A 22,847-nucleotide genomic window follows, 5' to 3' on the forward strand; every position below is an offset into this window, starting at 1 on the left:
AGTGTTACTGTGCGCCTAATCATCTGCCATGGGCGGTAAGTTCAATTGCCGAAGGCGCGGCCAGGCACGAAAGCGCCGCCGCACGCCAGCCGGTTTTTATAGGCGACGAGGCGGCGCTGTGTAAGCCCGAAAAGGCGCCGCGTGTTGAATCGCGACCAGGCCGCTTCCGTAAACTAACAGCCGGCAAAATATTGCACATTTCATGTAAATATGCACTCTCTCAAGTAAGGTTGAGGAGGGCAATATGGTCGACCTTGAAATATTCGCGCAAGTGGAAAACATAGTTCGCCAGCGTATCAAGAAAACGCGCGCCGAAATTGAGGCTTCACTTGGTCACATCGCCAACGGCAATCCGCTGGCCGCCGAACAGACCCTCTCCAGGCGCCTCGACAGGTTGCAGGTAAAGGCGTCGCTCAGCCGCACCGAAGCGGAGATGATATCGGCAGCAATCGACATGAGATCTGCCGGGGAAAGAAAGGCCGCCGCCAAACAGCCAGGACCGGAGGCAGTTCTCGGCCCAACGCTCGATTTCATCGGGGTCGCATTTCTGGAGCGTGGGCGCCGTGCTGCCGACGCGGTCGGGCGCGTTGCCTTTCTCAACGGCAATCCGCAAGGATCGGGTTTTCTGGTCGGGCCAAGGCTGTTCCTCACAAACAACCATGTGATTTCGTCGCCGGCGGATTCCCGGCGCTTCCAGGTCCAGTTCGATTATGAGCAGGACGGTGCAAATGCCGTGCGCACGCCGACGACGTTCCTGTTCGATCCTGAATCCTGTTTCGTGACCGATAGCATAGAAGGTCTGGATTACACGCTGATCGGGGTCGGCGAGCGGCGTTCCGGCCCAAAGGAACTGGGGGAGTTCGGTTTTATCTCGCTGTCGGACGCGCGCGACAAGCATATGCTCGGCGAAATTGCCAACATCGTCCAGCATCCCGATGGCCGCTTCAAGGAACTGGTGCTGCGTGAAAACCGGCTGGTGGCCCGCGACGAAACGGTTCAAGTGCTGCACTATGTTGCCGATACCGAACAGGGTTCGTCCGGTTCACCGGTCTTCAACAACGAATGGGAGCCCATTGCCCTACACCATTGGGCCGGCCCGTTCCACGAGGTGACGGGCATAGCTGGCTACGCGCTTGCGCGCGAGATCAACGAAGGCATACGGATCAGCGCCATCGTTGACGATCTGGGCGCTAGAAAGTCCAGGTTGCCGGGCTCATCGGCATCGGCGGTTTCGGAAGCTCTGGCGATTTGGTCCGGCACGCCGCGCATGATGGATGAGACAGTTCGGCTGAACGCCGACAGTCGCGGAGACGTGCCGGACAAGCCGGAGCAGCGGCCTGAACCGGATCGCGGCCCGCCGGCGACGAGACATAATGCCGATGGCTCGGTCACGTGGACTTTTCCCGTCGAGATAAATGTCCGGGCGCCGTTGATCGACCGCGACGGAGGCGATGCAAGACGAAACGACGGCAAAGGTCCAGCAAGCGAACCCGCCAAGGTCATGGCCATCGCCGAGGCCGCGGGTTGGAAAACAGAGGATTTCGACGATCGTGGAGGGTATGAACCCGGCTTCATACCGGGCTTTGTCCTGCCAATGCCGACGGTTGCCAATTCACCCTACCGGTTGGCCAAAAACCTTCTTGCCAAACCGGGCGAGGACCCACACGAATTGCGCTACCATCATTTTTCGATCTTGATGAACGCCGATCGCAGGCTTGCCTTCGTCACCGCCTGCAATATCGATGGATCCCGTACCAAGGCGGTCGATCGTGAGGACAAGACGGTCATCGACAACCCGTCGCTTGTCGACTTGGGGGTGGAGTCGATTTCCGGTTCGGAAGCCAGCGATGCTTTCCGGCCCGATCGCCGCATCGACCTTGGCGAGCAGATGACCCAGGAATTCTATTCGAGCCAGAATGTGCCCGGATTTCCCGTCGCAAAATCCAAGGAACGAATCGCTCGAATGTTCCAGAAGGGCCATATTACACTTCGCGGCGACCCCGCATGGGGCGTCGATCAGGAGGCGGTCGCGGCAGAACGCGACACGTTCTTTTATACCAATGCTGCGCCGCAAGTCGGCTTCTTCAATCAGGGAAGCTCGCTTGACCATCCCGGCTCCAAGGGGAAGCTGAGATGGCGCGCGGTGGAAACCTATGTGCTGCGCAACGCTTATACGACGCGAGGCCGGGTCACGGTGTTTGCCGGGCCAGTGTTCCGCGAGGACGATCCTCCCTACCGCTTCGACAGCCATGTTCCGCTGAAGTTCTGGAAGATCGCGCTGTGGTCCGATCAAGGTGGCCTGCGCGCCATCGCGCTGCTGGCCGACCAGAAGCCGGTTTTGGAAGTGATGCCCGAAGCGTTCGGCGAGCGTGCCGAGGCATTCGACGACCCGCTTGAAATTGCCAGGGTATCGGAGTTTCTTTCGACGGTGGCCGAGATCGAACAGCTGACCGGCCTGAACTTTGGCCAGCAGGTGCGCGACGCCGACATTCGGGCCGGTTCCGAATCGGCTCCAGCACAGACTTTCAACCCAAGGCATCTAACGCCCAGTACGTCACGGCCAAAGGCTTCATCGCCCAAGACTTCGACGCCCAAGGCTTCGGCGACCAAGACTTCGACGTCCAAGACTTCGGCGGCCAGCGCCCGACGTCCTGCCAGGCGATCGAAGCGATCCGCGTCCGACGACTGAAGATTGCGGCTTCTGCCGGTCGAAGGCGGTCATCCGTTCAGCTAGGCATGAGCAAGCTCAGCCTGGCATGAGCAAGCTCAGCCTGGGATGAGCAAGCTCAGCCCGGCGGCATGAACGCGTTCCGCGTTCAGCCGGACATAAATCCGGTGCGCAGCGCGTGAGCCCATTCGGGCCGTCCCGCCTGCTCGGCCTGATACGCCGCCGCCTCATGGTCATAGTCGACGGCGATGGATTCGAAACGATCGGGGTGCAAGTCGACGATGCCATAGCGGGCGTGTGGCGAGCCTTGCTCCGAGACATGCGCCGGTGGGGTCGAATCGTCATAGGCCGGGCAGCCGATGCTGCCCGGATTGAAAATGACCGGACCGCCGGGAATGCGGATCAGCTCGCTGCGGTGGCTGTGGCCGCAAAGCATGATGCGGCAGGCGGGATCGACCGCGCCGAGCCGCCGCTCGATTGCGGCCAGCGGCGCGCGCACCAGCCGGCCCTCGACGATCGCGTCAGTCAGGTATTTTTCGTCGTGGTCGGGCCGGGCATGGAAGGCGATCACGCCGGGCGCCACCTCCAGCGTGACGGGCAGCACTTGCAGCGCCTCGCGTTGGCCTGCCGTCAGCCGTTCCTGCGCGTAGCGGTCGGACGGCCACATGGTCTCGTCGGCAGTGTCGCGGGCAACGCGGCGGTCGTGATTGCCGCGTACCGTCGGCAGGTCGAGCGCCTCGAGCCGCTCCATGGTCTCGCGCGGCCACAGCGGGCCGGAAACGCAATCGCCGAGATTGACGATGAGGTCGGCGCCGCCGCGCTGCCGCAGATCGTCGAGCACGGCGTCGAGCGCCAGGACGTTGCCGTGGATGTCGGCGAGGACGGCAATGCGCATGGCAGGCTCCGTTAATTGGAATGGCTGGACGGCAGGTGAAGCTACTTTGCTCGTCTCGCGAAGCGGGCGAGAGCGGAACCCAGCTTCGCGCCCGTCAGGCGCGGACTTCGATCTCGTGGCCGCCGACCGCCGGTAACGACGCGTCGTCGCCGGCCGCGGCAATAACGCTGTCGAGCAAGCCCGGGAAGCGGCGGTCGAGATCGTCACGGCGCAGCGTGATCAATCGGCTGGTGCCAACCGCCTCGGTGCGGGTGACGCCGGCCTCACGCAGCTTGGCCAAATGGTAACTCAGATTGGTCTTCGAGGCGAAGTCGAGGAACCGGCTGCAATTCAGCGGCACGCCCTCTTTGCTGGCGAGATAGCGCACGATGGCCAACCGCGTCGGGTCGCCGAGCACAGCAAGCACGTTCGGCAGGCTGATCTGGTCGGCGGTGGGATGGGGCAAGGTCATGCCCAGGAATTAAGCACATTCGGAGCCGATTTCAACGCATCTCCTCTCGTGGTTAATGGACACATAGTTTCGTCCCGCCGCCCCGTCCTCACACCGGGCTGTCAGGATGGTTCGGCTATTTTGCAGCGGCTTTATTGACATCATGCCCTGTTATGTCCAATTGTTCAATAACCTTTGAACTAAGGAAATTGCCATGGATAAGCGCCTCACCTGGCTTGCGCTCGGATCGTTCACGATTTCGACCGAAGGTTTCGTCATCTCCAGCCTTTTGCCCGATATTGCAAAGGATGCCGCCATCTCCGTTCCGCTAGCCGGCACGCTGATCACCGCGTTTGCGCTCGCCTATGCGATCGGCACGCCGATCCTGGCAACGCTGACCGGCGAATGGGACCGTCGCCGCGTCATCCTGTGGACGCTGGTGTTCTTCGTGTTGGGCAACGTCGCCGCGGCGCTGAGCTCCTCCTTCGAATTGCTGTTGATCGCGCGCATCGTCATGGCGCTGTCGTCAGGCCTGTTTGCGGCGACCGCACAGGGAACGGCCGTTGCGCTTGTCGACGATCATCACCGCGCCCGCGCCATCGCCGTGGTCGTCGGCGGCACTACGGTTGCGGTCGCGGTCGGAGCACCGCTCGGCGCGCTCGTTGCGACGGTTGCCGGCTGGCGCGGCACCTTCTTTGCCATTGCCGGCCTTGGCGCGCTCGCCGGCGCGATCCTGTGGTACCGGCTGCCGCGTGGCATCGTCGGCACAAGGCTGCCGCTCCGGATGCGGCTGGCAGCGGCACTTCGCCCCGGCGTCATGCCTATCCTGGTGACGACCATCCTGGCCCTGATCGGCGCCTTCACCGTCTTTGCCTTTGTCGCGCCGCTCGCGATCGAAGGCGGCGGACTGAACCCGATCGCGCTTCCCGGAATGCTGCTCGCTTTCGGCGTTGGCGCGGTCATCGGCAATATCGGCGGCGGTCAGGCCGCCGACCGTTTCGGCGCGACGCGCACCGTCTGTTGGTCGCTGGCGCTGAGTGCCGCCATGCTGGTCACGTTTTCGTTGATCCCGATGTTCCTGCCGCGCGAGATCGCCGGGCCGGCGCTCATGGCCATGATGGTGCCGTGGGGCATCGTCGGCTGGGCGTTCCCGCCGGCGCAGGCCAGCCGCATCATCAAGCTGGCGCCCGATGCCGCGCCAATCGTGCTGTCGCTGAACGCTTCGGCGCTCTATCTCGGCGTCGCACTGGGTGCCGTGGTCGGCGCCGCGGTGCTGCGCTATGGCGCACCGGCCGACCTCGGCGTGGTCGCGGCGGCATTCCCGATCATCGGTCTGGGCGTAGTGCTGGCGGGCCACCTGGCGGCGCGACCGGTGGCGATGCCGGCCGAATAGGGCTGTTAGCGGAGCTTGTCTGCCGGCCGCCGATAATTCAACTCGCGGCCGGCGGTACGTCGAAATCAAGTGCGGCGATTTCGTCCAGCGCCGCTCGCAGGCTTGCGGCCTGTTTTTTTCCAAACATCTCCTCGAAGCGCTGCTGAGCGACTTGCCACAGCTTCAGAGCTTCTTCGAGCTTGATCCGGCCCTGCGATGTCAGCCTGACGCGCCTGATGCGGCGGTCGGCAGGGTCGGCGAAGGTCTCGATATAACCGTCCCTGATCAGCGGCTTCAGCGTATGACCGAGGGCCGACAGGTCCATGACGAGGGCCGCGGCAATGGCACCCATCGTCGGTTCGTCGCCGATGTGGATCTGGTAGAGCAGGCCCTGCTGCGTGGCCTTCAGACCCGATGGGGCCAGCACATCGTCATAGAACTGGCCCAGTTTCCGCGTCGCGCGGCGCAGCATGGCGTTGTTGCAAAGCGCCAGGCCGGGCAGGGTGGTTTGGGACATTGGCGGATTTCCGATGAGGGACCGGAAGGGCCCCTCGATGCAAACCAGAAATAGTCCTTGCTCCCCCGATTGACAAGATGGTGGCATATGCCTACGTTCCAATGGTGGCATATGCCAATAATTCGTGTGCCAGTCGAAGCAGGGTGTTGCCCTGCGGCACCGGCATTTGGAATCGAACCAGAAGGAACAAGACAATGAGCAATCAGGACAAAGGTACTGCGGTCGTCACCGGCGCCTCGTCCGGCATCGGTGCGATCTATGCCGACCGGCTCGCCGGCCAAGGTTATGATCTGGTGCTGGTGGCGCGGCGCGCCGATCGGTTGGAGGAATTGGCGGAGAGGCTCCGCTTCGCGTATGGCATAAAGGTCAGCGTCATCGGCGCCGACTTGTCCGACGACGGCGATCTGCGACGGGTCGAGCAGGCGATATCAACCGACGACAGCGTGACGCTGCTGGTCAACAATGCCGGCCTTGGCGGCGCGCAGGTGGTGGCAACGGCTGAAGCCGATGTCGCCGAGCGCATGATCAAGGTCAATGTCGTGGCGCTGACTCGGCTGACGCGCGCGGTGCTGCCGGGGCTGCTGTCGCGCAACCGCGGCGCCATCGTCAACATCGCCTCGGTCCTTGCCTTCGATACCTCGTTCGGCGGCATCTACAGCGGCACCAAAGCCTACGTCGTCAACTTCACCGAGGCCTTGCAGCGGGAAGTCGCGGGCACGAAGGTCGCCGTGCAGGTGGTCTTGCCGGGGGCCACGCGGACAGAATTCTGGGAAGTTGCGGGAAGCGATATTGCCAATGTGCCGCAAGAGATCGTGATGACGGCCGACGATCTGGTCGATGCAGCGCTGGTTGGCCTGGCAAAGGGTGAAGCGTTCACGGCACCGGGTCTTGCCGATGTTGCCGGGGTGGATGCCTTTCTTGGCGTTCGGCAAGGCTTCTTCGGCAGTCTTCTGGCCGGCAAGCCGGCGGCGCGTTACACTGCCTGACATAGCTAAAGACTAACCTTACGCTGTCCGCCACATCGGAATGATCGAGGCGGCCAGCAGCAGGCCAAGCACGGCGTTGAGCATGCGCCACTGCCGCTCGGTTCGCAGCAACCGGGCGAGCAGCGTGCCCGCCACGCACCATGCCGCCAAGGATAGAGCCGCTGCAAGGCCGAAGACGGCGCCGAGCAGCAAGGCGAGCTGCAGCGGCCCTTTGGCGAGCGCGGCAAAAGATGCCGCCGCTCCCAGCCCCATGGCCCAGCCCTTTGGGTTCATCCATTGCAGGCCGGCGCCGCCCAAAAAGCTGTTCGGCTTTGCCATGGCCACGTCCAGACTGGGCGGACCGCTGCGGCCGATCTTGAGCGCAAGCCATACCAGATAGAGGGTACCAGCCATTTTCATTGCTAGTTGCAGCGAAGGAGCGGCGGCCAGCAGACCAGCGAGCCCGGCAGCACCTGCCGCAGCCACTGTGGCCAGGCCGGCCGCACTTCCGGCCATCAGCGGGATAGAGCGGCGGAAGCCGAACTGCGCGCCGGACGCCGTCGACAAGGTCGTGGCGATGCCGGGCGTTAAGGTAGAGACCAGCGCGAACAGGACGAGGGGAAGGACGGTTTCAAACATGCTGCTTCCTTTGAAGCCTGCACGGTAGCCTGTTTGGCTCATCAGTAAATGCAATGTTTGCTATGACATGCATTAGCAAATATAATGGCTTGATGCTCCGCAACCTCGACACTGCCCTGATCCGAACCTTTGTCACCGTTGCCGACAGGGCCAGCATGACGGCGGCGGCCAACGCGCTGCATTTGACGCAAGGTGCCGTCAGCCAGCAGGTCAAGCGTTTGGAAGAGGTTCTCGGCTGCAGGCTGTTCGAGCGCGATCGGAGCGGATTGCGGCTGACCCGCTCCGGCGAGCGGCTGTTCGGCAAGGGCAAGCGCCTGCTTTCGCTCAATGACGAGATCCTGGCGGAGATGGCGGGCGATGCAGTTGCCGGTCAGGTGCGGCTTGGCGTGCCGTACGACCTTGTCGGCACCTTGCTTGCGCCGGTGCTCAAGGCCTATGCCGAGGCGTATCCGCAGGTCGAGATCTCGCTTGTCTGCGCCTCGTCGCCGGAGCTGGCTGCGGCCTTGGCGGCCGGCACGATAGAGCTCGCGGTGATCGAGGAACCGGTCGGTCGGTCGGCCGGCGAATGCCTTGTTGTCGACCGGCTGGTCTGGGTCGGCGCCAAAGGCGGCGGCGCCCGCAGCAAACGCCCCTTGCCGGTTTCGATGGTCGCCGAGACCTGCGCGTTCCGTCCGGTTGTACTGGAGGCGCTTAACGAGCACGGGCTGGCATGGCGCACCGTATTCGAAAACGGCAGCATCGACGCGACGACGGCAACAGTGCGTTCGGACTTGGCCGTCACCACCTGGTTGGCGTCGACCGTACCTGCGGACCTTGATATTTTGGCCAACGATCCGGATTTGCCGTCATTGCCGAATTTTGCAATCAATCTGCATTTGCCGAAGCACAGCGTTGCGCCTGCCGTACTGGCATTCGCAGGCCACCTCCGCGATGGATTGGCACGGCGACGAGAGGCGGCTTAAAAACAGCAAAAAGGACGGCCAGTGTTCAGCCGTCCTGGATCGCCCTACGGCATCTACTTCCAGTTTTTGCGCCGCTCGATCTCGGCTTCGGAAGGCTGTTCCGGAACAAAGGACCCGGTCTTGATCTCGCCGGAGCGCTCATAGCTCGCCATGAGGACGCCGGTGGTCGATGCCTGCGAACGGGTCAGCTTGAAGGCGGCAGGTATTGTGCCGCTGCCGAACAGTTTTTTGCCCTTGCCCAGCACCAGCGGGAAAATCTGCAGGCTGATCTCGTCGATCAGGTCATTGGCGAGCAAGGTCTGGATCAGCTCGCTCGACCCCTGGATGAGCAGATCCGGGCCGTCCTCCTGCTTCATCCGGCGCAATCTCGCCACGACGTCGCTGCCGAGCGGCTGGCTGTTTTGCCAGGACAGCGTATCTGGCCTGTGCGTCGCCACATATTTGGTGACGGCGTTGAAGCTGTCGGCGATCGGGTCATTCTTCTGGTAAGGCCAGTGGGCGGCGAAGATGTCGTAAGTCTTGCGGCCGAGAAGCAGCGCGAACGGTTTTGAAAACGTCTCGCCCATGGCGGCGCCCATCACATCGTCCCAGTAGTGGAACGTCCAGCCGCCGAATTTGAAGCCGCCGACCGGGTCCTCTTGCGGACCGCCGGGCGCTTGCATGACGCCGTCGAGGCTGACGAATGTTGCGGCGATGATCTTCCTCATTGGAGCTCCCTTTCCCTGATCCGTGCCGTGATGGCCGGACTTCGAGCCAAGGACGGGCGAACGGACATTTGTCCGACAGCGGCCGGCAAAATTCCAGGGCTGGAAGGGCGGATGACTGCCGGCCTTGTTGCGTCGGTTTGGAGCAGACGCTCAGCCTAAACCAACGACCGTATCGTAGAGCAGCTTGAAGTTGAGCACCAGGATGAGGGCGGCAACCACCCAGGCCAGCACGGCGACGGCGCGGGAAATGGCGAAGTTGCCCATTTTGCGCTTGTCCGAGACGAACTGCACCAGCGGGACGACCGCGAAGGGAAGCTGCATCGACAGGATCACCTGGCTGAAGACCAGCAACTGGCCGGTGCCCTTCTCGCCATAGAGGGCGGTGACGACCACCACCGGGATGATGGCGATGCCGCGCGTCAGCAGGCGGCGCGCCCATTGCGGGATGCGCAGCCGCAAGAAGCCTTCCATCACGATCTGGCCGGCCAGTGTCGCGGTGACCGTCGAGTTCAGGCCGGAGGCAAGCAGGGCCACGGCAAACAGGATCGAAGCGATGCCGAGGCCGAGGAGCGGCGACAGAAGCTCGAAGGCCTGGCCGATCTCGGCAACGTCATGATGACCGGTGCCGTGGAACGCCACCGCCGACACGATCAGGATGGAAGCATTGACGAACAACGCAAGTATCAGCGCGATGGTCGAGTCGGTCGTCGCCCATTTGATGGCGTCGCGCTTGCCGCGATCGGTGCGCTCGTAGGCGCGGGTCTGCACGATCGAGGAGTGCAGATAGAGATTGTGCGGCATCACCGTGGCGCCGATGATGCCGATGGCGATGTAAAGCATCGCTGGATTGGTGACGATCTCGGACGACGGCACGAACATGGCGTGCAGGATGGAGCCGACCGGCGGCGCGGCGGCAAAGATCTGAATGGCGAAGCAGCCGAAGATGACAATCAAAAGTGCTATGATGAAGGCCTCGAGGAAACGGAAGCCCTTGTTCATCAGCAGCAGCAGCAGGAAGGCATCGAGCGCGGTGATAATGGCGCCGCCGATCAGCGGAATGCCGAACAGCAGTTGCAAGGCGATTGCCGTGCCAATGACCTCGGCCAGGTCGCAGGCGATGATGGCCAATTCGCAAGCGACCCAGAGCATGAAATTGACCGGTCGCGGATAATAGGCGCGGCACGCCTGCGCAAGGTCGCGGCCGGTGGCGATGCCGAGCCGGGCGGCGAGCGCCTGCAGCAGGATCGCCATCAGGTTCGACAACATGATGATGAAAAGCAGCGTGTAGCCGAACTGGGCTCCGCCGGCGAGGTCGGTCGCCCAATTGCCCGGATCCATATAGCCGACCGAAACCATGTAGCCCGGCCCCATGAAGGCGAACAGCCGGCGAAGCCAGATCCCCGAGTGCGGCACCGCGATCGTTGCGTTGACTTCGCGCAGGCTGAGCTGCTCGTCGTCCTCCGGGCGGGCAAATCGCCACATGGACCGGGGGGCTGAGGTGGCTTCGGCTTCCGACATGAAATGGCTTTCCACTGGAACGATCGATGTTCTCTCCTTATCTATGCCACGGCTGAACATTATGCAATATGCTATATTTCATTGTCGGAGCTTTTTCGTGTAGCCGCTTGGCCGTGCGGCCGGACCGCAGTGACCGCCGGTTGCGCCGGCCACCGAATGGAAATAAACGGCCAGAACAAATAGGGTTCCGTGTTATGACTGCAATGTCGATTCAAACTGCCGGGAGGAGCGCGTATTGGCGCTGAAGAAAAGACCGGTTCCTCGCGAAAAGCCGCTGCCTGATGCAGAAATCCACTCGGAAGGCTTCAGGCAGACGCGTGAAGCGCGCCGCAGCGCGCTGGTCGAGGATTATGTCGAGCTCATCGCCGACCTGATCGAGGATGGCAACGAGGCGCGCCAGGTCGATATCGCGGCACGGCTCGGCGTCGCTCAGCCGACGGTGGCGAAAATGCTGACGCGGCTGTGCGCCGACGGGCTGGTCTCCCGGAAGCCTTATCGCGGCGTGTTCCTGACCGAGGCCGGCCGCAAGGTTGCGGAAGAGAGCCGCATTCGCCACCAGACGGTCGAGGCCTTCCTGCGCTCGCTCGGCGTCAGTGCCGAGACGGCGCGCATCGACGCCGAAGGCATCGAGCATCATGTCAGCGCCGAGACGCTCGAAGCCTTTCGCAAGGCAATAATCGCCGCCCGCTGAAAAGCACGTGGCGCGACTCGCTTCCCACGAGCAGGGCGAACGCCACAGACCTTGCGATGTTTCGGCCAGAGCAAACAAGCGTCAGCAAGCATTGCTTGTTCGCACGAAAAATACTGTGACTTGGCGTAACCGTTGAGATAATTGTGGTCGTGTCCCATCGAACCGGGACGCGGCCCGATCGGCCGGAAGAAATTGCGTCATGGGGGTTGCCATGCTCTGGAAGGGCCGTCGTCAGAGTGACAATGTCGAGGACGAGCGCGGCCAGAGCGGCGGGTTTGGCGGTGGGCCGGGGCAGTTTCGCATCCCGATCGGCGGTCGCGCCGGCGGCGGCGGCATGTCGGGCATCATTATCGTAGGGTTGATTTTCCTGGCAGGGTGGTATTTCGGCTTCGACCCGAGCCAGATCCTCGATGACAGCGGCTTGCAGCCCGGTGGCGGCGGCCAGATCACCGACAATAGCGGCGGCCAGGGCGGCGGCACCGGTGCGCCCGCGTCCGACGAAATGAAGCAGTTCGTGTCGACCGTGCTGGCCGAGACCGAGGATACCTGGACCGGTATTTTCCAGTCCGAGGGCCTGACCTATCAGGATCCAAAGCTGGTCCTGTTCAGCGGCCGGATCGGCTCTGCTTGCGGTTCTGCCTCATCGGCGGCCGGACCATTCTACTGTCCCAATGATCGCAAGGTCTATCTCGACACCACCTTCTTCCAGCAGCTCGATCAGCAGTTCGGTGCCTCCGGCGATTTCGCACAGGCCTATGTGATCGCGCATGAGGTCGGCCACCACGTGCAGAACCTCGTCGGCATCCTGCCCAAATTCAACCAGATGCGGCAGAATATGAGCGAAGCCGACGCCAACCACATGTCGGTGCAGGTCGAGTTGCAGGCCGACTGCTTTGCCGGCATCTGGGCACATTTCACCGGTCAGAAGGGCATCTTGGAACAGGGCGACATGGCGGAGGCACTGAACGCCGCCAAACAGATCGGCGACGACACGCTGCAGAAGAAGATGCAGGGCTACGTCGTGCCGGAAAGCTTCAACCACGGCACGTCGCAGCAGCGGCAGACCTGGCTGGCGCGAGGTTTCCAGAACGGCAAGCTTTCGGACTGCGACACGTTCAACAACCCGATCTGAGCCGACAGTTTTCTCGTAGTTATCTGAGAGACTGCATCGCAGTCAGGGGATGTCAGGATGAAAACACTCTGCCCGTTCCCTCATTGTTCCCGGCGATGTGCTCGCCTATAAGGTGTGTCCCCGTTCGCTCGGGCGGCCCGAGGAGATACCATCATGATAGACCCAAAAACCGCCAGGCGGGGCCTTGCGCTTGTTTTCACCACCCTGCTGCTCGACGTCATCGGCTTCGGCATTATTATGCCGGTGCTGCCGGCCTATCTCAGGGAATTGACCGGCGTCGGCATCAGCGAGGCGGCTATCGAGGGCGGCTGGCTGTTCTTCGTCTATGCGGCGATGCAGTTCGTTTTCGCACCAGTGATGGGCGGGTTGAGCGACCGGTTCGGGCGGCGGCCTATCCTGCTCGCCTCGGTGCTGACGTTCGCTATCGACAATCTGATCTGCGCTATCGCCTGGTCCTATCCGATGCTGTTCATCGGCCGCGTGCTGGCCGGCATTTCCGGCGCCAGTTATTCCACGACATCGGCATTCATCGCCGATATCTCGACCGACGAAAATCGTGCGAAGAATTTTGGGCTGCTCGGCATTGCTTTCGGCGTCGGCTTCGTCATCGGGCCGGTTCTGGGCGGGTTGCTCGGCACGTTCGGGCCGCGTGTGCCGTTCTATTTCGCTGCAGGGCTTGCGTTCGCAAACTTTCTGATCGCGCTGTTTCTGTTGCCGGAAACACTTGATAACAAGCACCGTCGCCGCTTCGAGTGGAAACGCGCCAACCCGGTCGGCACGCTCGTCCAGATGCGCAACTACGAAGGTATCGGCTGGATCGGACTTGTCTTCTTTCTGATGACGCTGGGGCACATGATGTATCCTGCGGTCTGGTCGTTCGTCTCCAGTTATCGCTATGGCTGGAGCGAACAACAGATCGGCTTCTCGCTCGGCGCTTTCGGCCTGTGCGGGGCGATCGTCATGGCGACTGTCCTGCCGCGCGTGATCCCTAAACTTGGCGAGTGGAAGACGGCGGTAATCGGTCTGGCATTTACCGCACTCAGCGCCTTCGGCTACGCCTTCGCGTCACAAGGCTGGATGATCTATGCAGTGATCGTCGTCGGATGTCTCGAGGCGTTGGCCGACCCGCCGCTCAGAAGCCTTGCGGCCGCCAAGGTGCCACCTTCCGCCCAGGGCGAACTCCAGGGCGCAATGACCTCGATCTTCTCGATCACCTCGATCATCACACCGCTGCTTTATACGGCGATCTTTTCCTGGTTCACGGGGCCGAACGCGCCCGTGGTTTTCGGCGGTGCCCCGTATCTGCTCGGCGCGATTTTCCTCACGCTGGCGCTCGTCGTCTTCGTCACCAGGGTGGCCAAGCCGACGCCGAAGGAAGTCAGACGCATGCACGCGCAGGAAGCGGTGACGGACGGGGCTTGATTGGCGCCGGGAACCCGGCCGGCGCCCGTCAGTCGAATCCGTTTTTACGCAATGCGCTAAACACGCTCGGCCAGTGCCGGCTCGCCGCGCTTTTCGCGGATCAGGTTGACGAAGCGGCGAAACAGATAGTGCGAATCCTGCGGCCCGGGCGAGGCTTCGGGATGATGCTGGACCGAGAAGACCGGTCTGCCGGTGAGCGCAATGCCGCAATTCGAACCGTCGAACAGCGAGACATGGGTTTCCTCGACGCCGCTCGGCAACGAGTCGGCGTCGACGGCAAAGCCATGGTTCATCGAGACGATCTCGACCTTGCCGGTGGTGTGGTCCTTGACCGGATGATTTGCGCCGTGGTGGCCCTGATGCATTTTCGCAGTCTTGCCGCCCAGCGCCAGCGCCAGCATCTGGTGGCCGAGGCAGATGCCGAACAGTGGGATATCGGACTTCAAAAGATCCTGAATGACCGGCACGGCGTAGTCGCCGGTTGCTTCCGGATCGCCAGGGCCGTTGGATAGAAAAATGCCGTCGGGCCGCATCGCCAGGATCTCCTCGGCGCCGGTTTTTGCCGGCACCACGGTGACCTTGGCGCCGAGGCCGGCCAGCAGGCGCAATATGTTGCGCTTGACCCCGTAGTCGACGGCAACGACGTGCATCGACGGATCAGCCTGTTCGCCAAAGCCCTCGTTCCAGACCCAGGGCGTCTCGCGCCAGACCGAGGATTGACCGGAGGTGACCTCCTTGGCCAGATCAAGCCCGATAAGCCCCGACCATGCGGCGGCGCGGCGCTTGAGATCATCGACGTCGAAGATACCGTCGGGCGCGTGCGCGATGACGGCGTTTGGCATGCCCTTTTCGCGGATCAGCGCGGTCAGCGCCCGCGTGTCGATGCCTGAAAGTGCGACGATGCCGCGCTTCTTCAGCCACTGGTCGAGACCGGTTCCGGCGCGATAATTCGACGGGTTGGTGACGTCGGCCTTGAACACGGCGCCGACGGCACCGGCGCGGGCCAGCGGGTTGAGGTCCTCGATATCTTCGTCGTTTGTGCCGATATTGCCGATATGCGGAAAGGTGAAAGTGACGATCTGGCCGGCATAGGATGGGTCGGTGAGGATCTCCTGATAGCCGGTCAGCGCAGTGTTGAAGCAGACCTCGGCGACGGCGGAGCCGGCGGCGCCCAGACCGCGACCCTCGATGACGGTGCCGTCGGCCAGCACCAGCAGAGCAGTCGGCTTGTCGGTGGCCCAAGGGGGGGGCGATGCGGCGGTCATCGTTGCCACGGCGGCACTCCTAAAGGTGCGCCCTCAGTCGGCGCAACAAAAAGCGCGAAGCGGCGATCTCACAGCCTCGGCGCGCTAAGTTTTCACGTGTGCATGTCGTTGCCCAAAACAGCTACGCACTTTTGGGCGACGTGCACTAGAATTCAGTTCATGCAAGGCCCAGTACATAGGGGAAGGCGCCAAGGCGGTCAATGATGCCAGGAAGTGCGAGCCCGGATTTATTTCGTCGAACAATATCAGGGATTTGCCCGTAGTGTCGCATTTGCGTTGGGCTTTCGGCACGGCTATTGTCCGCCGCATTCGAAGGAGAAAGCACTATGCGAGGCAAAATCGCCGAATCCCTGAAGAGCGCGATGAAGGCGCAGGACAAGCGCCGGCTGCCGACATTGCGGCTGATCCAGGCGGCCATTCACGACCGCGACATCGCCAATCGCGGCGCCGGCAAGGAGCCGGCGAGCGACGACGAAATCCTGCAGATACTGGCCAAGATGGTGAAGCAGCGCGAGGAATCGGCCAAGGCGTTCGATGACGGCAAGCGGCCGGAGCTTGCGGCGCAGGAGCGCGACGAGATGGCCATCATCCGCGACTTCCTGCCGACGCAACTGGGCCAGGTTGAGACGGAAAGCGCCGTCCGTTCCGCGATTGCCGAGACCGGCGCCAGCGGCGTCAAGGACATGGGCAAGGTGATGGCGGCGCTCAAGGAGAAATACGCCGGTCAGATGGATTTCTCCAAGGCGAGCGGCATCGTCAAGAGCCTGCTTCAGTAAGCTGCCGAAGGCCCTTGCCGTCGCGCCCGTGATCGAACTCGTCAAACCGGCGCTTGAACACCTGCCGTCCTACAAGGCGGCCCTCGAGCGTGGCTGGTCGCCGGACAATGTGCGGCTACTCGACGCGACGCGCGAGCAGCTTGCGGCAATCGAAAAGGATCCAGCGACTTTCCTTGGCGATCTCGACGATTCCGATGGCAAGGGACCGCCGATCACCTTGCCCGACGGTTCGACGGTGCCGCGGCTGCCCGGATTCCGGCGCTGGATCTGGGACGGGGAAGTCGCAGGCTCAATCGGCTTGCGCTGGCAGCACGGCACCGCGGCGCTGCCGTCGCATGTGCTCGGCCACATCGGCTATGCGGTGGTGCCGTGGAAACGGGGACGCGGCTATGCGACCGAGGCGCTGCGGCTGATGCTGGTGGAGGCGAGGGCTGTTGGCCTGCCCTTCGTCGAAATCACCTGCAAGCCTCACAATGTGCCCTCGCAGAAGGTCGCTCTGGCCAATGGCGGCCGGCTCGTCGGGCGTTTCTTCGAGGACGCCGCCTATGGCGGCGCGGAAAGCCTGCGCTACCGGATCGATCTGTAGCCCTATTCGGCGGCAGCCGGCAGCGGCGGCGCAGCCCGGCTTCGCCATTCCCAGACATGCGAGGCAAGCGCAACCGCGACCGCGACCAGCATGGCGACCGCGCCAACCACCGGCAGGCTGCGATAGCCATAGCCGGCATTGAGCATGGCCGCGCCGAGCGATGCGGCGAGCGCGATGCCGACATTGAAGCCCGACGGAATGAGCGACGAGGCAAGATTGGAGGCGTCCGCGGTCCAGGTCAGTATGCGGGTCTGGATCGGCGTGCCGATGGCGAAGTTGAGGCCGCCCCAGACGAAGATCGCTATCACCATCGGCAGTGGGTAAGAACTGACGGCATAGATCAAGGCGAGCATCACCGCCTGCAGGAAAAGCATGGCGATGAGCGACGACATTAGCTTCCAGTCGGCGAGCCGCCCGCCGACGAAGACGCCGATCGTTGCGCCGACCCCGTTGAGCAAGAGCACCCAAGGTATCCATTTCTCGTCGAGGCCTGTGACCTCAAGCAGCGTCGGCGTGATATAGGTGAACAGGCCGAACTGGCCGATCATCAGCATCAGCATGATAATGAGCGAGGTCCAGACCTGCTGACGTGCGAGCACGCGGACCTCGCTTCCAAGGCTCACTGACGGGCTCGACGATCCCGTCTTGCGCGGCAGCAGAGCGCCGATTGCCGCGAAGGCCACCACACCGAGCGCGCACATCACCCAGAATGTTGCACGCCATCCCCAGACGTTGCCGATTGCCGTGCCGGCCGGAACGCCGATGACGTTCGATACGGTGAGGCCGGACAGGATCAGCGCCACCGCCATGCCGCGCTGGTCTTCGCGCACGAGGCCGACGGCCACCACCATGGCAACGCCGAAATAGGCGCCATGCGCCACGGCCACCGCTATCCGCAACAGCAGCATCGAGGCGAAGTCGGGCGCCAGCGCGCAGGCGGCCTGGCCGATGGTGAAGGCTGCAGTCAGTCCAAGCAGCAGGGCCTTGCGGGAGAACCTTTTGGTGGCGAGCGCCAGCAGCGGGCCGCCGACTGCAATGCCGCCGGCATAGCCGGAAACGAGATAGCCGGCGGTCGGAATCGCGACGCCAAGGCCATCCGCCACCTGCGGCAGCACGCCGGCGATGACGAATTCGGTGGTGCCGAAGGCGAAGGCAGCTATGAACAGGGCAATGAGGGGCAGCATGGCGCGAAGGAGATCCTCGGACAAGCTGGCCTCAAACCACGGATGAGGGCGGCGGGCAATCCAGAAATTGGCGACGCCGCTTTAGCTTTTCTTGATCGCCGGTCTGGCGCCCGCCGCGGAGGCAAGAGCTAGGCGGCTGCCTTCCTCCCGTAAGGAATTTTCAGCCACGCCCGTTCGTGAAGATAATAGAGCAGCGACTTGGTGACGACCTCGGTCAGGCCGATGGCCGCGGCGAGCTTGATGCTTCCGGTCACGACGAGCGAGATGATCATTGTGTCGATGGTGCCGGTGACGCGCCAGGAAAGCGCCTTGGCGAAACTGCGAGAATGGGTGTCCATCGACTTTCCTCCCGGTAGATATGGGACGATCCTTTAGCCGACAGACGGGAAAACGCGCAAAGATAATTTTTGCGCATTGGCCCACAGCAATTTTCATAGGCGATGTTCTGAAGCTACCTGGCCTGTGGACGCAATCTATCCAGCCTTCAGCCGTGAACCGGTGAGCAGACCGCGCTCCTCAAGCACGGGATAGGCCATCGAGGCGAGCAGCGAGTTGATCTGCTTGAGGTCCCGAATGGTGTCGAGATGGATGGAACTGGTCTCGACACTCTTGGCGGTGCCGTCGCGCAGCCGCACGAAATGGCTCTGGCTGGTTTCCTTCTCGCGGTCGCGCAGCCGGTCCTTTTCCAGCACCAACTGGCGAGCGGTCTCCGGATCGCGAGACACCAGCACGTTGAAGGCAAGCCTGGCATTGGCAAGCACCAAGGCATGGAAGGCGCAAAGCTCACGCCATCCTTCCGGCGTGAACTCCAGCCCGCGCTCGAATTTCTTCTTCACGTGGACCAGCATGTTGCGCACGATGATGTCGCCGACCTGCTCCAGCTTGACGCAGGCGCCGATCAGCTCCTGGCAACGCAGGGCCTCGTCCTCGCTCAGCGGGTTCTTGGTGACCCTGGCCAGATAGAGCTTGATCGCCGCGTGCTTTCTGTCGACACGGTCGTCGAGTGCGGCCAGCGCGCCAATCTTGTCGGCATCGGCGCTCTCATAGAGCTCGATGATCCGTTTCAGCATGATCTCGACCGTTTCGCAGACCCGCACCACCTCGCGGGTGGCGTTGGCTAATGCCTGGCTCGGCACGTCGAGCGCACTTTCGTTGAGCGCGGAAAGCTCAACGACGTCGAGCGCGTCGGCGGGCTGCGGCTTGGTGCCCAGCGCCACGATCTTTTCCGAGGCGCGATAGACCAGGCGCGCCAGCGGCACGCCGGCGATCAGGATCAAGATGTTGAAGGCGATGTGGGCATTGACGATCTGCTCGGGCACGGTGCTGCCCAAGAAGGCGACCCGCGGCTTGAACGTCAGGAACAGGATCAGCATGATCAGCGAACCCATACCGCGCATCAGGAGATTCCCGATCGGCACGATGCGAACGCCGGGCTCTGCGTTGCGGGTTAGAAGCGGCGCGATGATCGAAGAGCCGAGATTGACGCCGAGCACCAGCACGATGCCGAGTTCGGGCGGGATGAAACCGCGACCGGCGAGCGTCACCATCAGCAGCACCGCGGCGATCGAGGAATGGAACAGCCAGGTGACCAACGCCGCCAGAAGATAGGCGGTGACCGGATCGCCGGAGAAGTAATCGACGATGAGCGGCATCAGCGTGCTCTGGCGCAGCGGCTCCGACGCCTGGCCGATCATCTCCAGCGACAGAAGCAGCAGGCCGATGCCGACCAGGATGCGGCCGAACTGGCGCCAGTCGCGCCGCTCTGTGGCCATGAACATGACCGTGCCGGCGACCAGGCAGACCGGCACCAGCAGCGACAGATCGAAGGTAAGCAGCTTGACCACCAGCGCCGAGCCGATCTCGGCACCGCGCACCGCAAGCTGGCCCGACATGCCGCTGACAATACCGGAGCCGGCGAATGAGCCGACCAGCAAGGTGACGGCGGTCGAGCTTTGCAGTGCGACAGCCAGGCCGCAGCCGGCCAGAACCGCCATGAAGGGATTGCGCATGGTGGCGCGCAGTTTGTGGCGCAGCACATCGCCGTAGGCGCGCTCGACGCCGGTCTTCACCAGACGGGTGGCAAACAGCATCAGTGCCACCGCACCGGCAAGGTGCAGCAAAACGACGGAGCCACTCATGCCCGACTCCGCAACCCGACCGGTATCAGCGACGCGGGCGCCGTGACGTCAAGGGTGCAAAAGTGGGCGCGAATCGTGGACATTGCAGAGGTTGATATTACTCCGATTTATTTTAGCCGAATAATAAATTTTGCCCGGTTCGGACGCATGTTGGCACGCGACGGGGCGTGTCGGAAATGGATGGCTGACAAAATGGTTGCATTGCCCGCGGAGTTGCGGAGGGTCACGCGTCCATGCTCGGACGGCCGCTTTAAAGGTAGCGCTGAATTAGGCGTTCTAACTGTAGGAAATCATTACGAAAACGTAATATCTGTGTTCAGTGTCGGTTCATCCTTCCGGCTCTAATCCGTAGGCATCGACAACCAAGGAGTACCCGCTATGAAACGCATCGTTCTTTCCGCGATTGCCTTCTCGATGCTGGCTGCAACCGCCTTGCAGGGCCAGGCTGCACCACTGACCACACCAAACGCGCCGCAGTCGAACTACAGCCAGGTCGACTGGCAAAGGCCCGGCAGGCATGTCGACGTGAACAAGCATATCGACGTAAACAAGCGCGTCGTAGTGAAGAAGAAGATCGTCGTGAAGCGCAGCCATTGGCGCAACGGCCAGAGATATTCCAGCTGGAAGCGTCACCAGCCGATCCGCGACTATCGGCACTATGGCCTGCGCCGTCCGGGTCCCGGGCAGGAATGGATCCGGGTCGGCAACGACTATCTGCTGGTCAGCGTTCTCTCCGGCCTGATCTTCGGCGCCATCGCCGCGCAGTGAGCCCGGAACGGCTGACCGCGCTGCGTCGGTTTAGATCGAGAAGGCGGCCCGCGGGCCGCCTTCTCTTTTTGGCCTGTGAAAACCGGGTATGATCGCCATTAGGAGTCGTCGGGCTTCGACCGTGTGATTATATGGAGGCCAAACGAGCTGTCCCCCATGCGCTTTCCGCCTGCTTTCCTCGACGAGATCCGCGACCGCGTGCCGATTTCTTCGGTGATCGGCCAGCGCGTCGCGTGGGACAGGAAGAAGACTAACGCCCCGCGCGGCGACTATTGGGCGTGCTGTCCCTTCCATGGCGAGAAGAGCCCGTCCTTCCACTGCGAGGACAAGAAGGGCCGCTACCATTGCTTCGGCTGCTCGGTTTCGGGCGACCATTTCAAGTTCCTGACCGAACTTGACGGGATGAGCTTTCCTGAAGCGGTCGGGAAGATCGCCGACATGGCCGGCGTGCCGATGCCGGTTCGCGATGCCCAGGAGGAGCGGCGCGAAAAGGAACGCGCCAGCCTGACTGACGTCATGGAGATGGCGACGGCGTTCTTCCAGGAACGGCTGCAGGGACCGGAAGGGGCAAAGGCCCGCGCCTATCTGCGCGACCGAGGGCTGACACCGGCGACGCAGCAGTCTTTCCGCCTCGGCTATGCCCCCGACAGCCGCAATGCGCTGAAGGAGCATCTTGCCGCCAGGGGTGTCCCCAAGGCCGACATCGAGGCGTGCGGGCTGGTGCGCCATGGCGACGACGTCCCGGTTTCCTACGATTGGTTCCGCGACCGCATCATGTTCCCGATCCCGGATTCCAGGGGCAAGATCATCGCCTTCGGAGGGCGGGCACTGGCGCCGGATGCGCTGGCCAAATATATGAACTCGCCCGATACGGAGCTCTTCCACAAGGGCAACGTGCTCTACAATTTCGCCCGTGCGCGGCAAGCACTGGGAAAGGGGGCGCTGGCCAAGGGCGGCACCGTCATTGCCGTCGAAGGCTACATGGATGTGATCGCGCTGGCGCAGGCCGGCTTCGAAAACGTGGTGGCGCCGCTCGGCACCGCGTTGACTGAAAACCAGCTCGAACTTCTATGGCGCATGGCTGGCGAGCCGGTGCTGTGCTTCGACGGCGACCAGGCCGGGTTGAAGGCAGCGTGGCGCGCCGCCGACATGGCGCTGCCGGCGGTCCAGGCAGGCCGCTCCGTGCGCTTCGCCCTGCTGCCGGAGGGCAAGGATCCCGACGATCTGGTCAAGGGTGACGGGCCGGATGCGTTCCGCGCCGTGCTTTCCGAGGCACGGCCGCTGGCCGACCTCTTGTGGATGCGCGAGACCGCCGGCGGCATCTTCGACACGCCGGAACGGCGGGCGGAGCTCGAAAAGACGCTACGCGAACTGACCAGCCGCATCCGCGACGAGAGCCTTCGCTATCACTACCAACAGGAAATGCGCGAGCGCGTGCAGAGCTTCTTCGGTGCCCAGCGCGGACGCCAGGGACGTCAGGACGGACGGCCCGGTGAGCGCTTCCCGGGCAGGGTCTCAGCACCCGGCGGACAGTTTGCACGTGGCGGCAATGCCGGTGGGCGCACCGCGATCACCGAAAGCCTCGGCCGCTCGGCGCTGGTCAAACGCGGCGGCGAGGGCATGTCGGTGCGCGAGGCGACGATCATTGCGGCCCTCGTCAACCATCCCGTGCTGATCGACGAGAATTTCGCCCATGTCGAGTTCCTCGATCTCGCCAATTCCGATCTGAAGCGGCTGCATGCGGCCATCCTCGACGCCATGGCGCACGATATGGCCAACAACCGCGAGGCTGTAATCGCGACGATCGAGCGGGCCGGCTGCGGTGAGATCTGGCAGCGCGCGGTGGCGCTGATCAAACGTGCGCGGCAATGGCCGGCGCTGGAAACGGCAGCACTCGACGATGCTCGCGATGCGTTCAGCCAAGCTCTCCACTTGCAGCGCAGCGCGCGCACCTTACATAAGGAGCTGAAGCAGGCGGAAGCAGCGCTCGCCAGCGATCCCACGGACGAAAATTACCGGCACCTGGTCGAAATCCAGGCGCAATTTCGTGATGTGCAGGCAACGGAAGCGCTGATCGAAGGGTTTGGCGTATCGTCGGGCAGAGCTGGGCGCGTTTAGATCGAAGCCTCCAGAAGACTGAAATGTAAGGACGTGCTTGCGCGTTGAATAATGTAAGGACGTGCTTGCGCGTTGAATCAAGCGTGCGGTGCTC

The 22,847-nt window shown here is 62.9% G+C and carries 21 protein-coding genes; 11 read left to right on the forward strand and 10 right to left on the reverse strand.

Translation table 11 applies throughout. The annotated features are described in order from the left end of the window. The first annotated feature begins 244 nt into the window (after positions 1-244). The gene (locus NKJ13_RS02780; protein WP_352740198.1) at positions 245-2,689 is read left to right on the forward strand and encodes a DNA/RNA non-specific endonuclease; all 2,445 of its coding nucleotides are present in this window, start codon (positions 245-247) and stop codon (positions 2,687-2,689) included. A gap of 127 nt (positions 2,690-2,816) precedes the next feature. On the opposite strand, the gene NKJ13_RS02785 is transcribed toward NKJ13_RS02780, so the two are convergent. Continuing rightward, on the reverse strand, positions 2,817-3,563 hold the full coding sequence (locus tag NKJ13_RS02785; protein ID WP_352740200.1) for a metallophosphoesterase family protein: 747 nt from the start codon (positions 3,561-3,563) through the stop codon (positions 2,817-2,819). A gap of 94 nt (positions 3,564-3,657) precedes the next feature. Beyond that, positions 3,658-4,014: an ArsR/SmtB family transcription factor gene (locus NKJ13_RS02790; RefSeq protein ID WP_352506754.1), complete on the reverse strand. Its 357-nt coding sequence runs from the start codon at positions 4,012-4,014 to the stop codon at positions 3,658-3,660. A gap of 193 nt (positions 4,015-4,207) precedes the next feature. Between NKJ13_RS02790 and NKJ13_RS02795 the strand changes: the two genes are divergently transcribed. Further along, entirely contained in the window at positions 4,208-5,386 is a 1,179-nt protein-coding gene (locus NKJ13_RS02795) for an MFS transporter (protein WP_352740202.1), read from the forward strand. A gap of 37 nt (positions 5,387-5,423) precedes the next feature. On the opposite strand, the gene NKJ13_RS02800 is transcribed toward NKJ13_RS02795, so the two are convergent. Then, positions 5,424-5,882 (reverse strand): MarR family winged helix-turn-helix transcriptional regulator, encoded by a 459-nt coding sequence (locus NKJ13_RS02800; RefSeq protein WP_352740204.1) that lies wholly within the window; start codon positions 5,880-5,882, stop codon positions 5,424-5,426. A gap of 194 nt (positions 5,883-6,076) precedes the next feature. On the opposite strand from NKJ13_RS02800, the gene NKJ13_RS02805 reads away from it, so the two are divergent. Then, entirely contained in the window at positions 6,077-6,868 is a 792-nt protein-coding gene (locus tag NKJ13_RS02805) for an SDR family NAD(P)-dependent oxidoreductase (protein WP_352646456.1), read from the forward strand. Positions 6,869-6,886: 18 nt separating this feature from the next. Here the strand turns inward: NKJ13_RS02805 and NKJ13_RS02810 are convergent, their stop codons facing one another. After that, positions 6,887-7,486: a LysE family translocator gene (locus NKJ13_RS02810; protein WP_352740209.1), complete on the reverse strand. Its 600-nt coding sequence runs from the start codon at positions 7,484-7,486 to the stop codon at positions 6,887-6,889. A gap of 92 nt (positions 7,487-7,578) precedes the next feature. Here NKJ13_RS02810 and NKJ13_RS02815 point away from each other — a divergent pair, with 92 nt between their 5' ends. Further along, entirely contained in the window at positions 7,579-8,448 is an 870-nt protein-coding gene (locus tag NKJ13_RS02815) for a LysR family transcriptional regulator (protein WP_352478095.1), read from the forward strand. A 53-nt stretch (positions 8,449-8,501) separates the two neighbouring features. On the opposite strand, the gene NKJ13_RS02820 is transcribed toward NKJ13_RS02815, so the two are convergent. Next, positions 8,502-9,155: a dihydrofolate reductase family protein gene (locus tag NKJ13_RS02820; RefSeq protein ID WP_352740205.1), complete on the reverse strand. Its 654-nt coding sequence runs from the start codon at positions 9,153-9,155 to the stop codon at positions 8,502-8,504. A gap of 150 nt (positions 9,156-9,305) precedes the next feature. Continuing rightward, complete coding sequence (locus tag NKJ13_RS02825) at positions 9,306-10,673, reverse strand: Nramp family divalent metal transporter (protein ID WP_352477808.1); 1,368 nt, start codon at positions 10,671-10,673, stop codon at positions 9,306-9,308. A gap of 235 nt (positions 10,674-10,908) precedes the next feature. On the opposite strand from NKJ13_RS02825, the gene mntR reads away from it, so the two are divergent. The 3 genes from mntR (at position 10,909) to NKJ13_RS02840 (ending at position 13,918) form a co-directional block, all read left to right on the forward strand. Then, positions 10,909-11,364, forward strand: a complete 456-nt coding sequence (gene mntR, locus NKJ13_RS02830) for a manganese-binding transcriptional regulator MntR (protein WP_254820344.1) — start codon at positions 10,909-10,911, stop codon at positions 11,362-11,364. A gap of 211 nt (positions 11,365-11,575) precedes the next feature. Then, positions 11,576-12,496 carry a KPN_02809 family neutral zinc metallopeptidase gene (ypfJ, locus tag NKJ13_RS02835; protein WP_352478094.1) on the forward strand — a complete coding sequence of 307 codons (921 nt, stop codon included), beginning with the start codon at positions 11,576-11,578 and terminating at the stop codon, positions 12,494-12,496. Positions 12,497-12,649: 153 nt separating this feature from the next. Then, positions 12,650-13,918: a TCR/Tet family MFS transporter gene (locus NKJ13_RS02840; RefSeq protein ID WP_352740207.1), complete on the forward strand. Its 1,269-nt coding sequence runs from the start codon at positions 12,650-12,652 to the stop codon at positions 13,916-13,918. Between the two features lie 56 nt (positions 13,919-13,974). On the opposite strand, the gene carA is transcribed toward NKJ13_RS02840, so the two are convergent. Beyond that, positions 13,975-15,183, reverse strand: a complete 1,209-nt coding sequence (carA, locus tag NKJ13_RS02845; RefSeq protein WP_352777116.1) for a glutamine-hydrolyzing carbamoyl-phosphate synthase small subunit — start codon at positions 15,181-15,183, stop codon at positions 13,975-13,977. A gap of 326 nt (positions 15,184-15,509) precedes the next feature. On the opposite strand from carA, the gene NKJ13_RS02850 reads away from it, so the two are divergent. Both NKJ13_RS02850 and NKJ13_RS02855 read left to right on the forward strand, forming a co-directional pair. Then, the gene (locus NKJ13_RS02850) at positions 15,510-15,959 is read left to right on the forward strand and encodes a GatB/YqeY domain-containing protein (protein WP_254820347.1); all 450 of its coding nucleotides are present in this window, start codon (positions 15,510-15,512) and stop codon (positions 15,957-15,959) included. Positions 15,960-15,987: 28 nt separating this feature from the next. Then, positions 15,988-16,545, forward strand: coding sequence for a GNAT family N-acetyltransferase (locus tag NKJ13_RS02855; protein ID WP_352738971.1), 558 nt, complete (start codon positions 15,988-15,990; stop codon positions 16,543-16,545). 2 nt (positions 16,546-16,547) lie between these two features. On the opposite strand, the gene NKJ13_RS02860 is transcribed toward NKJ13_RS02855, so the two are convergent. The 3 genes from NKJ13_RS02860 to NKJ13_RS02870 all read right to left on the reverse strand — a co-directional run bounded on the left by NKJ13_RS02860 (position 16,548) and on the right by NKJ13_RS02870 (position 19,867). After that, positions 16,548-17,729, reverse strand: a complete 1,182-nt coding sequence (locus tag NKJ13_RS02860; protein ID WP_352739034.1) for an MFS transporter — start codon at positions 17,727-17,729, stop codon at positions 16,548-16,550. A gap of 128 nt (positions 17,730-17,857) precedes the next feature. Continuing rightward, positions 17,858-18,067 carry a DUF2061 domain-containing protein gene (locus NKJ13_RS02865; protein ID WP_023678301.1) on the reverse strand — a complete coding sequence of 70 codons (210 nt, stop codon included), beginning with the start codon at positions 18,065-18,067 and terminating at the stop codon, positions 17,858-17,860. Positions 18,068-18,202: 135 nt separating this feature from the next. Next, positions 18,203-19,867, reverse strand: coding sequence for a Na/Pi cotransporter family protein (locus NKJ13_RS02870; RefSeq protein WP_352506762.1), 1,665 nt, complete (start codon positions 19,865-19,867; stop codon positions 18,203-18,205). A gap of 378 nt (positions 19,868-20,245) precedes the next feature. Between NKJ13_RS02870 and NKJ13_RS02875 the strand changes: the two genes are divergently transcribed. Next, positions 20,246-20,635, forward strand: coding sequence for an RcnB family protein (locus NKJ13_RS02875; RefSeq protein ID WP_352738972.1), 390 nt, complete (start codon positions 20,246-20,248; stop codon positions 20,633-20,635). Between the two features lie 156 nt (positions 20,636-20,791). Next, a complete protein-coding gene (gene dnaG / locus NKJ13_RS02880; protein ID WP_352738973.1) occupies positions 20,792-22,753 on the forward strand; it encodes a DNA primase in 1,962 nt (653 codons plus the stop codon). The last annotated feature ends 94 nt before the right edge of the window (positions 22,754-22,847 follow it).

Source organism: Mesorhizobium sp. M0174, assembly GCF_040322275.1.
Taxonomy (GTDB): Bacteria; Pseudomonadota; Alphaproteobacteria; order Rhizobiales; family Rhizobiaceae; genus Mesorhizobium.

Bases quoted from the DNA above. Each gene is read 5' to 3' on its own strand.
- NKJ13_RS02780 (WP_352740198.1), top strand. From the start codon at position 245: ATGGTCGACCTTGAAATATTCGCGCAAGTGGAAAACATAGTTCGCCAG.
- NKJ13_RS02785 (WP_352740200.1), bottom strand. From the start codon at position 3,563: ATGCGCATTGCCGTCCTCGCCGACATCCACGGCAACGTCCTGGCGCTC.
- NKJ13_RS02790 (WP_352506754.1), bottom strand. From the start codon at position 4,014: ATGACCTTGCCCCATCCCACCGCCGACCAGATCAGCCTGCCGAACGTG.
- NKJ13_RS02795 (WP_352740202.1), top strand. From the start codon at position 4,208: ATGGATAAGCGCCTCACCTGGCTTGCGCTCGGATCGTTCACGATTTCG.
- NKJ13_RS02800 (WP_352740204.1), bottom strand. From the start codon at position 5,882: ATGTCCCAAACCACCCTGCCCGGCCTGGCGCTTTGCAACAACGCCATG.
- NKJ13_RS02805 (WP_352646456.1), top strand. From the start codon at position 6,077: ATGAGCAATCAGGACAAAGGTACTGCGGTCGTCACCGGCGCCTCGTCC.
- NKJ13_RS02810 (WP_352740209.1), bottom strand. From the start codon at position 7,486: ATGTTTGAAACCGTCCTTCCCCTCGTCCTGTTCGCGCTGGTCTCTACC.
- NKJ13_RS02815 (WP_352478095.1), top strand. From the start codon at position 7,579: ATGCTCCGCAACCTCGACACTGCCCTGATCCGAACCTTTGTCACCGTT.
- NKJ13_RS02820 (WP_352740205.1), bottom strand. From the start codon at position 9,155: ATGAGGAAGATCATCGCCGCAACATTCGTCAGCCTCGACGGCGTCATG.
- NKJ13_RS02825 (WP_352477808.1), bottom strand. From the start codon at position 10,673: ATGTCGGAAGCCGAAGCCACCTCAGCCCCCCGGTCCATGTGGCGATTT.
- ypfJ (WP_352478094.1), top strand. From the start codon at position 11,576: ATGCTCTGGAAGGGCCGTCGTCAGAGTGACAATGTCGAGGACGAGCGC.
- NKJ13_RS02840 (WP_352740207.1), top strand. From the start codon at position 12,650: ATGATAGACCCAAAAACCGCCAGGCGGGGCCTTGCGCTTGTTTTCACC.
- carA (WP_352777116.1), bottom strand. From the start codon at position 15,183: ATGACCGCCGCATCGCCCCCCCCTTGGGCCACCGACAAGCCGACTGCT.
- NKJ13_RS02850 (WP_254820347.1), top strand. From the start codon at position 15,510: ATGCGAGGCAAAATCGCCGAATCCCTGAAGAGCGCGATGAAGGCGCAG.
- NKJ13_RS02860 (WP_352739034.1), bottom strand. From the start codon at position 17,729: ATGCTGCCCCTCATTGCCCTGTTCATAGCTGCCTTCGCCTTCGGCACC.
- NKJ13_RS02865 (WP_023678301.1), bottom strand. From the start codon at position 18,067: ATGGACACCCATTCTCGCAGTTTCGCCAAGGCGCTTTCCTGGCGCGTC.
- NKJ13_RS02870 (WP_352506762.1), bottom strand. From the start codon at position 19,867: ATGAGTGGCTCCGTCGTTTTGCTGCACCTTGCCGGTGCGGTGGCACTG.
- NKJ13_RS02875 (WP_352738972.1), top strand. From the start codon at position 20,246: ATGAAACGCATCGTTCTTTCCGCGATTGCCTTCTCGATGCTGGCTGCA.
- dnaG (WP_352738973.1), top strand. From the start codon at position 20,792: ATGCGCTTTCCGCCTGCTTTCCTCGACGAGATCCGCGACCGCGTGCCG.